10 protein-coding genes and 1 tRNA gene are annotated in these 13,659 nt (G+C 68.5%); 4 read left to right on the plus strand and 7 right to left on the minus strand.

What is annotated here, in order from left to right; translation table 11 throughout:
* Window positions 1–8: 8 nt before the first annotated feature.
* Genes ACSFA5_RS14980 through ACSFA5_RS14990 form a run of 3 tightly spaced genes read left to right on the plus strand, consistent with a single transcriptional unit; the run spans window position 9 to window position 5,751 of the window.
* Window positions 9–2,462, plus strand: a complete 2,454-nt coding sequence (locus ACSFA5_RS14980; RefSeq protein ID WP_435444836.1) for a DUF5682 family protein — start codon at window positions 9–11, stop codon at window positions 2,460–2,462.
* Complete coding sequence (locus ACSFA5_RS14985; protein ID WP_435444837.1) at window positions 2,459–3,583, plus strand: VWA domain-containing protein; 1,125 nt, start codon at window positions 2,459–2,461, stop codon at window positions 3,581–3,583. The genes ACSFA5_RS14980 and ACSFA5_RS14985 overlap by 4 nt, the downstream gene beginning before the upstream one ends.
* Entirely contained in the window at window positions 3,580–5,751 is a 2,172-nt protein-coding gene (locus ACSFA5_RS14990; protein ID WP_435444838.1) for an SWIM zinc finger family protein, read from the plus strand. Before ACSFA5_RS14985 ends, ACSFA5_RS14990 begins: the two co-directional genes overlap by 4 nt.
* A gap of 40 nt (window positions 5,752–5,791) precedes the next feature.
* Here ACSFA5_RS14990 and ACSFA5_RS14995 read toward each other — a convergent pair.
* From ACSFA5_RS14995 to ACSFA5_RS15025, 7 genes are all read right to left on the minus strand, one after another.
* A tRNA-Thr gene (locus ACSFA5_RS14995) sits at window positions 5,792–5,867 on the minus strand.
* Between the two features lie 62 nt (window positions 5,868–5,929).
* Complete coding sequence (locus tag ACSFA5_RS15000) at window positions 5,930–6,508, minus strand: ClpXP protease specificity-enhancing factor (RefSeq protein ID WP_435444839.1); 579 nt, start codon at window positions 6,506–6,508, stop codon at window positions 5,930–5,932.
* A gap of 41 nt (window positions 6,509–6,549) precedes the next feature.
* Window positions 6,550–7,161 carry a glutathione S-transferase N-terminal domain-containing protein gene (locus ACSFA5_RS15005; protein WP_435444840.1) on the minus strand — a complete coding sequence of 204 codons (612 nt, stop codon included), beginning with the start codon at window positions 7,159–7,161 and terminating at the stop codon, window positions 6,550–6,552.
* A gap of 99 nt (window positions 7,162–7,260) precedes the next feature.
* The gene (locus ACSFA5_RS15010; protein ID WP_435444841.1) at window positions 7,261–8,034 is read right to left on the minus strand and encodes a cytochrome c1; all 774 of its coding nucleotides are present in this window, start codon (window positions 8,032–8,034) and stop codon (window positions 7,261–7,263) included.
* Window positions 8,035–8,068: 34 nt separating this feature from the next.
* Window positions 8,069–9,505 carry a cytochrome b gene (locus ACSFA5_RS15015; protein ID WP_435444842.1) on the minus strand — a complete coding sequence of 479 codons (1,437 nt, stop codon included), beginning with the start codon at window positions 9,503–9,505 and terminating at the stop codon, window positions 8,069–8,071.
* Window positions 9,506–9,519: 14 nt separating this feature from the next.
* On the minus strand, window positions 9,520–10,137 hold the full coding sequence (gene petA / locus ACSFA5_RS15020; RefSeq protein ID WP_435444843.1) for a ubiquinol-cytochrome c reductase iron-sulfur subunit: 618 nt from the start codon (window positions 10,135–10,137) through the stop codon (window positions 9,520–9,522).
* Window positions 10,138–10,308: 171 nt separating this feature from the next.
* Window positions 10,309–11,073, minus strand: a complete 765-nt coding sequence (locus ACSFA5_RS15025; RefSeq protein ID WP_435444844.1) for a LuxR C-terminal-related transcriptional regulator — start codon at window positions 11,071–11,073, stop codon at window positions 10,309–10,311.
* 620 nt (window positions 11,074–11,693) lie between these two features.
* Here ACSFA5_RS15025 and ACSFA5_RS15030 point away from each other — a divergent pair.
* Window positions 11,694–13,493 carry a beta strand repeat-containing protein gene (locus ACSFA5_RS15030; protein WP_435444845.1) on the plus strand — a complete coding sequence of 600 codons (1,800 nt, stop codon included), beginning with the start codon at window positions 11,694–11,696 and terminating at the stop codon, window positions 13,491–13,493.
* The last annotated feature ends 166 nt before the right edge of the window (window positions 13,494–13,659 follow it).

Here is a 13,659-nt window from a genome sequence, read left to right on the forward strand (position 1 = left end):
TCGCGCCGATGCAGCAACCCCACATCGTCGGCGTGCGCCACCACAGCCCCGCGTGCGCCGGGCTGGTGGCCGAGCGTATCCGCGCGCTGCGCCCGGCCTACGTGCTGATCGAAGGCCCGGCCGATTTCAACGAACGGCTCGACGAGCTGTACCTGCCGCACCGGTTGCCGGTGGCGATCTACAGCTACCTGTCGGGCGACGACCGGCACCACGGCTCGTGGTCGCCCTTTGCAGAGCATTCGCCCGAGTGGCAGGCGCTGGTGGTGGCGCGCGAGGTGGGCGCGGCCGTGCGCTTCATCGACCTGCCCGCATGGCACGGCGCCTTCTCGCACATGGAGAACCGCTATGCCGACGTGGCCGACCATGCGCACGAGGAGCGCGCCGAAGCCTACGAGCGCGCGCTGACCGAAGAGCTTTCGGTGCAGGGCCGCGACGCCCTGTGGGACCACCTGTTCGAGGACGGCTGCGACGCGGCCGAACTGGCGCGGCGCCTGTCCACCTACTTCGCTCATCTGCGCGGCGACGACGCCGGCTCGCAAGGCAACCAGGCGCGCGAACAGATGATGGCGCGCTGGATCGCCTGGGCGATGGCGCAGCCGACGCAGCCCGGCCGCGCGCAGGCGCTGGTGGTGTGCGGCGGCTACCACGCGCCCGCGCTCGCGCGGCTGTGGCCGGGCATGCCCGCCGAGCTGCCCGCCACGCCGGAGCCTTCGCACGAATCCGTCGAGGCGAACGACGAAGATGCCGGCACGCGCGATGCGCAAGCCCCGCTGCGCTTCGGCTCCTACCTCGTGCCCTACACCTTCAAGCGGCTGGACGCCTTCGCCGGCTACGCCTCGGGCATGCCCTCGCCGGCCTACTACCAGTGGGTGTGGGAGCTGGGCGCCGAGGGCGCGGCGCACCGCGCGCTGCAGCAGGTGATGCGGCGCCTGCGCGAGAAGAAACTCCCCGCCTCCACCGCCGACCTGATGGCCGTGCACCTGCGCGCCCAAGGGCTCGCGCGGCTGCGTGGGCACGAGAAGCCGCTGCGCTCCGACTGGCTCGACGCGCTGGCCGGCGCGCTGGTGAAAGACGCGCTCGACGCCCCGCTGCCCTGGACCTATCGCGGTGCCATGCGCCCCGGCACCGATCCCGTGCTGGTGCAGGCGATGGACGTGCTGGCCGGCGACACCGTCGGACGACTTGCGCCCGGCACGCCGCAGCCGCCGCTGGTGGCCGCGGTGCAGGCCGAGCTGGCGGCGCACGGCATGGTGCTGCGCGGGCAGCTCAAGCTCGACCTGCTGGGCGAGGCCGACCGCGCGAAGAGCCGCGTGCTGCACCGGCTGTCGATCCTGCGGCTGCCCGGCGTGCGCCGCACGCAGGGGCCGAAGCTCGCAATGTCGGGCGAGCGCACCGAGCTCTGGTCGCTCGGCGAACCGCTGGAGCAGCAGGCCGCGCTGATCGAGGCCGGCGCCTGGGGCGCGAGCCTGCACGACGCGGCGCGTGCCCGGCTGGAAGACGACCTGCGGCAGGCGCAGGGCCGGATCGCCCCGCTGGCCGAAGGACTGAACCAGGCGGCATGGGCGGGCCTGTCGGCGCTCAGCGATTCGCTGCTGCGCGAACTGCAGGGCGCCATCGCCAACGAAGCGCGCTTCGAGGCGCTGGGGCCGGCCCTGTCGGTGCTGCACACGCTGCTGCGTCACGGCCAGACGCTGGGCATGGCCGACGCACCGGTGCTGCGCGTGGTGATCGGCGCGGGCTTCGACCGCGCGCTGTGGCTGCTGGAGCCGCCCGCCGCCGTCGCGCCGGCCGAGATGCAGCCGCACCTGGAAGGCCACCTGGCGCTTCGGCAGATCGTGGCCGATGTGCTGGCCCATGCGCAGGACAACGCGCACCACGTGCACGACGCGCACGTGCCCTCGCTGCTCGACGTGGAGCCCGCCCGCGCGCTCGCCGTGTGGCAGCGCAAGGCCGCCGACGCCAGCGCCGCGCCCGTGAGCCGCGGCGCGGCGTTGGGGGCCACGCTGAGCCTGGCCGGTCGCCTGCCGCATGCACAAGCGCAGGAAGACGGCGTGGGCGAAGCGATGCGGCTGCTGCACTCGATGCCTGCCCCGGTGCTCGGCGATGCGCTCACCGGCCTGCTGGCGCTGGCGCGCGAGACGCTGGCGTCCGAGCCCGCCTTCATCGCCGGCATGGACCGCACTGTGCAGGCCCTCGACAACGCCGACTTCGTGCGGGCCATGCCCGGCCTGCGCGGCGCCTTCGCCTGGCTGCCGCCGCAGGAACGCGGGCTGCTGGCCGACCAGGTGCTGGCGCTGCACGACGCCACGCACCTGTCGCGCCGCACACTCACGGCCCACCGCGCAGGAGAGGCCGCGCCCGGGCAGCTGGCCGAGGCGCGGCGCGTGGAAGACGCCGTGCTCGCGCGCCTCGCCGCCTGGGGCGTGACGCTCGACGGTACGCAAGGAACGCTTCACCCATGAGCCTGGACATTCCCGATCCGCTGCAACGCTGGCGCCTGCTGCTGGGCGATCCGGCCGAAGCGGCCTGCGGCGCCCTGAGCGCTGAAGCCCAGGCGGCCGACGCCGCGCTCGACTGGCTCTACGGCCGCGACAGCGACCGCGCGAGCCGCGGCGAACGCAGCGCCGGCCTGGGCCCCTCGGCGCTCAGCACGCCGGACTGGATCAACACCATCCACACGCTCTTTCCGAAAGAGGTGATCGAGCGGCTGGAGCAGGACGCGGTGGAGCGCTACGGCATCGACGAGGTGGTGACCAACCTGGAGGTGCTGGAGCGCATCGAGCCGTCGGAGTCGCTGCTGCGCGCCGTGCTGCACACCAAGCACCTGATGAACCCCGAGGTGCTGGCAGCCGCGCGCAAGCTGGTGGCCGAGGTGGTGCGCCGCATCATGGAGAAGCTCGCCACCGAAGTGCGCCAGGCTTTCAGCGGCAGCCGCGACCGGCGCCGCCGCTCGCGCATGAAGGTGGCGCGCAACTTCGACTTCAAGCAGACGCTGGCTGCCAACCTGCACCGCTACGACCCGGAGCGCCGCAAGCTCTACGTGGAGCGCCCGGTGTTCATCAGCCGCACGCGGCGGCATGCCGAGCCGTGGGACATCATCCTGCTGATCGACCAGAGCGGCTCGATGGTCGACTCGGTGATCCACAGCGCAGTGATGGCGGCCTGCCTGTGGCAGCTGCCCGGCATGCGCACGCGGCTCGTGGCCTTCGACACGGCGGTGGTCGACCTGACGGCCGACGTGTCCGACCCGGTCGAGCTGCTCATGAAGGTGCAGCTGGGCGGGGGCACCGACATTGCGAAGGCGGTGGGCTATGCGCAGTCGCTCGTCGCCAATCCGGCCCGCAGCATCGTCGTGCTGGTGAGCGACTTCTACGAAGGCGGCAGCCCGCACGAGCTGGTGCGGCGCGTGAAGGCGCTGGTGGAGTCCGGCGCCAAGGTGCTGGGCCTGGCCGCGCTCGATGCGACTGCCGAACCCAACTACGACCGCGAGATGGCCGCACGGCTGGTGCGCGAAGGCGCGCAGATCGGCGCGATGACGCCCGGGCAACTGGCCGGCTGGCTCGCCGAGAAGGTGCAGGCATGAGCGGCGACATCGCATGGCGCACCGACCTGCTGGAGCTGACGCCCGAGGCGCTCACGGCACTGGCCAACGCGGGCTTCGTGAAGCGCGCGCAGAAGGACGTGGCCGCCGGCCTGCTGCCGCGGCTGGAGGCCGGTGCGGACGGCGTGGTGCAGGCACATTTCGACGACGGCGTGCGCACCAGCCTGCCGCCGGGGCGCACGCTGCGCGATGCGCAGTGCAGCTGCCCGGCCAGCGGAATGTGCCGGCACCGCGTGATGCTGGTGCTGGCTTACCAGGCGCTGGCCGCATCGTCGAAGGCCGACGCCCCCGAGGCCGCGCACGATGCGCCCACCGACGCCGACGGCGCCTGGAGCCCCGCGCAGTTCGACGACACCGCGCTGGCCGCGAGCTTTGCGCCGTCCGTGCTCGAGCAGGCGAACAGGCTCGCCGCCGCACGGCCGGTGGTCGGCGTGCAGGCATGGCGCAGCGCGAGCGCGCCGCCGGTGGCGCGGCTGCCGATGTGCAGCGTGCGCTTCTTCTCGCGCAGCTCGCTCGTGCATGCGCGCTGCGACTGCAGGCAGGGCAGCGGCTGCGCGCACGTGGTGGTCGCGGTGTGGGCGTTCCGCCAGGCCGGCGCGCTGCCGCCGGGCACCGCGGAAGCGATGGTCGAAGTTCGCCCGCCCGCTTCGGCGGATGAGGACACGGACGCAGCGGGCGTCGCACAGCAGCCGCTGATGCAGGGCGAGGCCGCGCGCGTGCTGCGCGGCCACCTCGACGCCTTGCTGCTCTCGCTCTGGCTCGACGGCTCGAGCCAGCCGCTGATGGCGCTGGCCGCGCGCTTCGAGGCTGTGCGCCAGCAGGCGCTCGCGCTGGGCTGGAACTGGGTCGACGACGCGCTCGACGAGCTGTGGCAACTGCTGCAGGCGCAGCAGGCACGCAGCAGCCGCTTCGAGCCGCTGCGCCTGGTGCGCGTGCTGGCCGAGCTGTGGGCGCGGCTGCAGGCGGCGGCGCATGCCGAGCGACCGCAACCGCAGGCAAGGCCGGCGCTGCTGGCGAGCCAGATCCTCGGCGTCGGGGTGAAGGGCGAGGTGGCGCTCGACCACCTGCGGCTGGTGTCGCTCGGCGCCGAGCTCTGGTCCGACGACACGGCCGAAGGCGCGAGCATTCTCTTCGCCGACCCCGACACGCAGAACGTGACGGTGCTGGAGCGCCAATGGACGCGCGCAGCCGACGCGGCGGCCGGCGGCGCGGCGCAGGCGCTGATGAACCGGCGCGTGGCGGGCTTTCCGCTGCGGCAACTCGCGAGCGGCCAGGTCATCACCAAGACCGCGACGCGGCGCGCCAACGGGCGGGTCGACATCACGGCCGGCGCGCGGCAGACGGGCGTGCTGCCGCTGTCGCCCACGTCGTGGAACGACCTCGTCGCGCCGCTGCGGCAAGGCAGCGTGGCCGCGCTGGTGGCGCACCTGCGCGAGGCGCCGCCCGATTTCGTCCGGCCCAGGCAGGCGGCGAACGGCGCGTCCGCCGGGGCCTCGGGGCAGCTGCACGTGGTGGCCTTCGATCGCATGGAAGTGGTGTCTTGCCACTGGGATGCGGCCGCGCAGGTGCTGCATGCGGCGCTGGCACAGGCGCTGATGGACGAGGAAGTCGAACCCACGGCGGTTCCCGCCGCAGAGCAACTGCGTCTGGCGCTGCCGCACCGCGCGGTGGCGCCGGACGCGGTCGATGCGCTGGCCCGCACGCTGGCTGGCGACCATGGCGCGCTGCGCGCCGTGGCAGGCACGGTGCACCTGCGGGGCGGCGTGGCGGTCATGCAGCCGCTGAGCCTGCTCACCGCGCAGCGCGCCGTGGTGCTGCAGGTGGAGGCGATGGCGCCGCAGCCGCTGGGCTTGCACAGCGAAGTCGACGAGCTGCCCGCGCTGAACGCGCTGGCGAACGACACGCTCGCGCTGCTGGCGTTGTGGCTGCGCCAGGGCCTGCGGCACCAGGGCGGCAATGCGCTGTCGCGCGCCGAGGCGCAGGTGCTGCACCTGAAGCAGGCCGGGCTGGACCGCGGCGCGGCGCTGCTGGGCACGGTGCTGGAGAACCTGCGCTCGGCACAGCGGCCGGCGCTGGCGGCGCAACTGGCGATGCTGGGGCTGCTGATGCAGGGCGTGGCGCAGTCCGCATCGACCGAGGCATCGGTATGAAAAAACCCCCAAGCCATCGCTGACTTGGGGGTTCCTTGCATGGTGCCGCTTGTCGGAATCGAACTGACGACCTTCCGCTTACAAGGCGGGTGCTCTACCAATTGAGCTAAAGCGGCTGAAATTCCAGTGCGTGATTCTAGTGGCGTCGGCCGGCGTGGCCGGCCGCCCAATCACACACCTACTTGACGCGCTTGAGCGACGGCCGCGAGCCGCCGTTGACCGGCGGGCGCGGCGGCTCGTCGACCGGGTCGGTACCTGCGCCGGCATCGACGACGGATTCGTCGCCGTCCTCGCCCGTCACCAGGTGCACGATCTTGCCGGCATCGCCTTCGGTGCCGCGCGAAGCGTCACGCAAGGGCATGCGCGCCGGGCCCTGGGGCGACGGCACGGCCGCCGGGGCGTCGCCGCCCTGGGGGTCCGCGGGAACCGACGGCACGGGCGCCGGAAACGCCATGCCCTGTCCGTTTTCGCGCGCGTAGATCGCAATCACGCGCCCCACCGGCACGCTGATTTCCCGCGCCGAGCCCGCGAAACGGGCCTTGAACTCGATGAAATCGTTGCCCAGCTTGAGCGAGCTGGTCGCGTCGAAGCTGATGTTGAGCACGATCTCGCCGTTCTTCACGTACTCGCGCGGCACCTGGACGGTGTCGTCGACCTGCACGGCGACATAGGGCGTGAACCCGTTGTCGGTGCACCATTCATACAGCGCCCGGATGAGGTACGGGCGGGTGGAAGACGACTCGAGCGCGTTGATCATGAAAGACGGTGAAGAACAGTGAAAGCGGCCACGAAGCTTACTTACTTGCGCATGACCTTTTCGGACGGGGTCAGTGCCTCGATGTAGGCAGGGCGCGAGAAGATGCGCTCGGCGTACTTCAGCAACGGCGCAGCGTTCTTGCTGAGGTCGATGCCGTAATAGTCCAGGCGCCAGAGCAGCGGCGCAATGGCCACGTCGAGCATCGAGAAGTTGTCGCCCAGCATGTACTTGTTCTTGAGGAACACGGGCGCCAGCTGCGTGAGGCGGTCGCGGATATGCGAACGCGCCTTCTCGATCGCCTTCTCGTTGCCCTTGGTGGTGCGGTTCTCGAGCATGGCGACATGCACGAAGAGCTCCTTCTCGAAGTTGAGCAGGAACAGGCGCACGCGCGCGCGGTCGACCGGGTCGCCGGGCATCAACTGCGGATGCGGGAAGCGCTCGTCGATGTATTCGTTGATGATGTTCGACTCGTACAGGATCAGGTCGCGCTCGACCAGAATCGGCACCTGGCCGTACGGATTCATCACGCTGATGTCTTCGGGCTTGTTGTAGAGATCGACATCGCGAATCTCGAAGTCCATGCCCTTTTCGAACAACACGAAACGGCAACGGTGGGAAAAGGGGCAGGTCGTTCCTGAATACAAGACCATCATGGCGAGAGACTCCTAAAAATCAAAAAGAGTGGGTCGCGTTGGCAACCCACTCTGTGGGACCGGATGCCTGGGGCAGGCGTCCGGTCGGCGTGGACGGAACTACTTGACGTCTTTCCAGTACGAGGCGTTCAGTCGCCACACAAAAACCACCGACATGGCCAGGAACAGCAACACCCACACGCCGATGCGAACGCGGGTGTTCTGTGCCGGTTCGGCCATCCATTGCAGGTAGCTCACCAGGTCGCCGACGGCATTGTCGTACTGCACCGATGTCAGGGTGCCGGGAGTGACTTGCTCCCAACCCTTGAACACCTCGGTGGCATGGCCGTGCTGCTCGACCTTGGTGTAGACCGGGCGGCGCTCGCCCTGCAGTTCCCACAGGGGGTTCGGCATGGCGACGCTGGGGAACGCGAGGTTGTTCCAGCCGGTGGCCTTGGTGTCGTCGCGGTAGTAGGTGCGAAGGTAGGTGTAGAGGTAGTCCGCACCGGTGCCGCCGTGGCCTGCGCGCGAGCGTGCCACCAGCGTCAGGTCGGGCGGGTTGGCGCCGAACCATTCCTTGGCCTGGCGCGGGTCGATGTTGGCCTTCATGGTTTCGCCGACCTTGTCGGTCGTGAACAGAAGGTTGTCCTTGATCTGCTGCTCGGTGATGCCGAGGTCCTGCAGGCGGTTGTAGCGCATGAACGCGGCCGAGTGGCAGTTCAGGCAGTAGTTGACGAACAGCTTGGCGCCGTTCTGCAGCGAGGCCACGTCGGTGGTCTTGTTGGGCGCCTTGTCCCAGGCAATGCCCTCGGACTCGGCGGACGCCGCCGCGGAAAAGGTCAGGCCCACTGCCAGACCCAGGACCGCGAGCCAGCCGGAAATGCGTGTCTTCATCGTGTGTTCTCTCAGCTCTTTGGGGCGGCTTGTCTCAATGGGCGGCGAAAACCACGCGCTCGGGCACGGGCTTGAATTCGCCCTTGCGGCTCCACCAGGGCATCAGCAGGAAAAAGCCGAAGTAGAAGAGGGTGCCGATCTGCGAGATGGTCTGGGCGATGTCGAGGGCAAAAGAGCCGATGACCAGGTTGCCCCAGACGCCGGGCGGCTGGATGCCGAGGTAGCCCAGCACCAGGAAGAACAACACGAACACGCCGTACACGTACTTGTGCCAGCTCGGGCGGTAGCGGATCGACCTGACTTCGCTGTGGTCCAGCCACGGCAGGAAGAACAGGATGATGACCGAGCCGCCCATCACCACCACGCCCCAGAACTTGGCGTCGAAGCTCTTGAGCAGGAAGATGACCACGGCGGCCACGACGAGGGCCGCGATCTTCAGGCCCGTGCCCGACTTGCCCTTGACGAAGTTCCAGATGGCGGCCGCGCCGATGATCAGCGCGAACACGTTGACCATGTCGTCGGTGGTCGCGCGCAGCATCGAATAGAACGGGGTGAAGTACCACACCGGGGCGATGTGGTTGGGCGTCTTCAGCGAGTCGGCCGGAATGAAGTTGTTGTATTCGAGGAAATACCCGCCGGCTTCAGGGGCGAAGAAGATCACCGCCGAGAAGATCGTCAGGAACACCACCACGCCGAAGATGTCGTGCACCGTGTAGTACGGGTGCGACGGGATGCCGTCGACCGGATGGCCGTCGGCCCCGCGGTTGGCCTTGATCTCGATGCCGTCGGGGTTGTTCGAACCCACTTCGTGCAGCGCGATCAGGTGGGCCACCACCAGGCCGAGCAGCACCAGCGGCACGGCGATCACGTGGAAGCTGAAGAAGCGGTTCAGCGTGGCGTCGCTCACCACGTAGTCGCCGCGGATCAGCAGGGCCAGGTCGGGACCGATGAACGGAATGGCGGCGAACAGGTTCACGATGACCTGGGCGCCCCAATAGGACATCTGGCCCCAGGGCAGCAGGTAGCCCATGAAGGCTTCGGCCATCAGGCACAGGAAGATCGCGCAGCCGAACACCCAGATCAGCTCGCGGGGCTTGCGGTAGCTGCCGTACATGAGGCCGCGGAACATGTGCAGGTACACCACGATGAAGAACGCCGAGGCGCCCGTCGAGTGGATGTAGCGGATGAGCCAGCCCCACGGCACGTCGCGCATGATGTACTCGACCGATGCGAACGCCTGGGTCGCGTCGGGCTTGTAGTGCATCACCAGGAAGATGCCGGTGACGATCTGGATCACCAGCACGAGCATGGCCAGCGAGCCGAAGATGTACCAGAAGTTGAAGTTCTTCGGCGCGTAGTACTTGCCCCACTGGTCGTTCCAGAGCTTGGTCAGCGGGAACCGGTTGTCGACCCAGTTGAGCAGCTTCGCGCCGGCGGGCGCATTGGGGGAGATATCGTGGAATTCAGCCATGTCGTTCTTCTGCCTCAGGCCTTCTTGGAGTCTTCACCGATCAGGAGCTTGGTGTCCGACAGGTACATGTGCGGCGGCACCGGCAGGTTGTCGGGCGCGGGCTTGTTCTTGAAGACTCGGCCGGCCAGGTCGAACGTGGAACCATGGCAAGGGCAGAGGAAGCCGCCTTCCCAGTCGGCGGGCAGCGAGGGCTGCGGGCCGGCCTGGAAGCGGTCGGTGGGCGAGCAGCCCAGGTGGGTGCAGATGCCGACCACGACCAGCACGTCGGGCTTGATCGAGCGGTGCTCGTTCTGCGCGTACTTGGGGGTGAATTCGTCGGGGTGACGCTTGGAGAGGGGGTCGGCGAGCTGGCCGTCCAGCTTGGGAAGTTCGGCGAGTTGCTCCGGCGTGCGCTTGAGGATCCAGACCGGCTTGCCGCGCCATTCGACGGTCATCTTCTCGCCGACCTTGAGGCCGCCGATGTCGACCTCGACCGCGGCGCCCGCGGCCTTGGCCTTCTCGGACGGCTGGAAAGTGCTCACAAAGGGGATGGCGGTGGCCACGCCACCTGCTACGCCGGCACAGCCGGATGCGATCAACCACGTCCGCTTGCTGGTGTCGATCCGGGGCGAGCCGGAGGTCATGTCACTCATGGGGATCCTCTTGTCTTCTTCGCTGGAGCAGGGGGGTCAACCCGCGATTGTAGCGGGGCGCCGAAGGGATATTCAATGGCGGCCATGCGCATGGCAGGCAGCCGGCGGCCGGGCGCGCCGCATTCGCGGGGCGCCCGCCGCAGGGCGACAAAGGCTGTCGCCAGGGGGACTTCAGTTCAGAAGACCGTGCTGGGTCGCCTCGTGCACGGCCTGGGTCCGCGACTTGACGGACAGCTTGCGATAGATGCTCTTGGCGTGAAACTCGATGGTGTTGACCGACAGGTAGACCGCCTCCGCGATCTGCCGATTGCTCCAGCCCTGTGCGATCAGCCGCAGCACCTTGAGTTCCCGCGGCGACAGCAGTCCAGGCCCTGATTTGCCGGCCGGTTGCGCGGCCCCGGGCGGCGGTGCCTGCACGCGGATGGGTTCGATGCTGCGCGTTCTCGCCGACGCGGCAATCGACCCGACGATGCGCCGCGCGATGCGCGAGTCCATCGGCGAGCCGCCGCGCTCGATCGAACGCAACAGGTAGGACAGCTCGAAGTCGTCGGTCTCGGTCAGCAGGTAGCCGATGGCACCCGCGGCGATCGCGGCGCTGACCAGTTCGGCGTCGTCCTGTGCGGACATGCCGATGCTCTCGATGCGCGCATGGTGCTGGCGCACATGGTTGAGCAGCGCCACGCCGTCCCTGCCCGGCAGTTGCATGTCGACCAGCAGCAGGTCGTAGGGCAAGGCGGCCAGCAGGTTGAGCGCCTCGGCACGGCCCGACGCGACGACCACGCGACGATGCGGCGCGAGCTCCGCAAGAATGCGCCGCATGCGGTCGGCCACCTGCGCATCGTCGGCGACCACGAGCGCGGCATGGAACACGCCGCCGTACAACTGCGCGATCGACAGCGCGGGCCGAGCAGCGGCGTACTGGAGCGTCATTTCCATGACGGCACTCCCCGGTCGATGCGACGGACGGTGTCCGCGCTTCGTGCACTGCTGGCGATGCTCGATAACAAATTGATCACGCGATGCTCCTGCGGCTTTCGGGCTACCTACAGGCAGCCTCGAACTGTTGACTTTCGTTTCAGATACCGCAGGAACGATGCCCACGCGCGCCGGCATCGCGGCGCCGAGGGGCGCAAACGCTGTAGCACTTTGATTTCATTGGGGAATCTGCCGCTGGACACCTGAAAGACAGCGCTCGGATGCGGCCACCGAAGGGCTGTTTTTGCGTCGTTGTTACGTGCGCGTTTCTGCGTGTGTTACGTAGCAGCGCGACACGCCACGCGCGCCCGAAACCGCATGCCGCGACCTGGGAGCGCGTGGTGCGCGATGGCTGCAAAGCCGCATGGGCATTGGGTCTTCGGGCATTCGATTGGTCTGCACATGCGCCGTCGTGCGATGCGCATCGGTCCAGAACTACGGATCCCGGTGATGTTCAGCAACGGACCGGATTCCTAGCATCGGTTGCATGGGGTAACGCAATGAAACCCACCTCCGACTCCCTTGGCGAATCGCCTGGAAGTCGACCAGTGCAAACGATCCTTCAAGGAAGAAATTTTCAGATGACTACACCCAGGCGCTCTGCTTCCCACCCGTCTTCCATCGCTCGCCACTCGGGTGTCGGCCGCCTGCTTGCGTCGGTGCTGGTGGGTGCCGGCTATGTAATGACGCTGCCGGTGGCACATGCACAGGTCACGATCGGCGGACAGACCGTCAACGCCGGCAACGTCGGTGCCAACCCCAACCCCGGCAACAACGGCACCCTGCTGAATGCCCCGGGCGGCATCAACACCAACGCGCTGAGCGCCACGGCTGCCAGCATCACGACCTTGAACGCGACCACGCTCAACGCGACGACCGGCAACATCGGCGCCGTCAATGCCAGCACCGTGACCGCGACCGCGGGCACGATCCGCGCGCTCAGCTCGACGACCGTCAACGCGACGACCGCGAATGCCACGACGCTGAATGCGACCACCGGCAACATCGGCGCCGTCAATGCCAACACCGTGACCGCGACCGCAGGCACGATCCGCGCGCTCAGCTCGACGACCGTCAACGCGACGACCGCAAACGCCACGACGCTGAATGCGACCACCGGCAACATCGGTGCCGTCAATGCGAATACCGTGACTGCGACCGCTGGCACGATCCGCTCGCTCAGCTCGACGACCGTCAACGCGACGACCGCGAATGCCACGACGCTGAATGCGACCACGGCGAACGCCACGACCCTCAACGCAACGACCGGCAACATCGGCACCGTCAACGCCAACACCGTGACTGCGACCGCTGGCACGATCCGCTCGCTCAGCTCGACGACCGTCAACGCGACGACCGCGAATGCCACGACGCTGAATGCGACCACGGCGAACGCCACGACCCTCAACGCAACGACCGGGAACATCGGCGCCGTCAACGCCAACACCGTGACTGCGACCGCTGGCACGATTCGCGCGCTCAGTTCGACGACCGTCAACGCGACGACCGCGAATGCCACGACGCTGAATGCGACCACGGCGAACGCCACGACCCTCAACGCGACCACCGGCAACATCGCCACGCTGAACGCCACCGACATCACGACGTCCAGCCTGTCGGCCACCACCGGCACGATCAACACGCTGAGCACCACCAACGTCACCACGTCGAACCTGTCGGCGTCCAGCGGCACCGTCAACAACCTGACGTCGACCAACGCTTCGACCACCAACCTGTCCGCCGCCAGCGCCACCCTCAACGCCCTGACCGCCAACGCCATGAGCGTCACGACGGTGAGCGCCGGCACGGTGAACGCCGGCACGGTGAACGCAACCACGGTGAACGCCAGCACGGTCAATGCCACCACCGGCAACTTCCAGACGATCACGGCGGCCAACGGCAATATCACGGTGCTGAACACGCAGACTGGCAACATCGCCACCATCAACGCAGTGACGGGCAATGTCACGACGCTGAACGCCGGCACCGTCAACGTGACGGGCAACGTGAGCGCGGGCGGCACGATCACCGCGGGCAACGGCGTGGTCGCCAACGGACGCGTGCAGAACGTGGCACCCGGCGTGCTGCCCACCGACGCCGCGAACATCTCGCAGCTGAACCAGGTCCGCAGCGAAGTGCAGGATGTGCGCAAGACAGGCAGCACCGGCGCGGCCATTGCGCTGGCTGCCGCCTCGGTCCCGGCGCTGGAGGCGGGCAAGAACTTCGGTGTGGGCGTGGGCGTGGGTTCGTACGATGGGCGCTCGGCGGTTGCAGCGGCGGCGAGCTTTCGCATCGGGGAGTCCGCACAGCTCAAGGTCAACTTCGGCAGCGGCAACAACGGCAAGGTCGGCGGCGGCATCGGCGCGTCCTGGTCCTGGTGATGCGCGGCGGTCCGCGAAGCCCCTGCTCCGCGGACCCGCCAGCGGCTGAAAACGAACGACCGGCCCCTATACTGGCCGGGCGGTTTTCTTGCCTTTGCATGCCTTGCCTGCCTTGGACTGAAGCCGGGCTTTGCTCGACGGCCTCCTGACCCGTTCACACGCGGCT

Source organism: Variovorax monticola, from assembly GCF_051216855.1.
Classification (GTDB): domain Bacteria; phylum Pseudomonadota; class Gammaproteobacteria; order Burkholderiales; family Burkholderiaceae_C; genus Variovorax.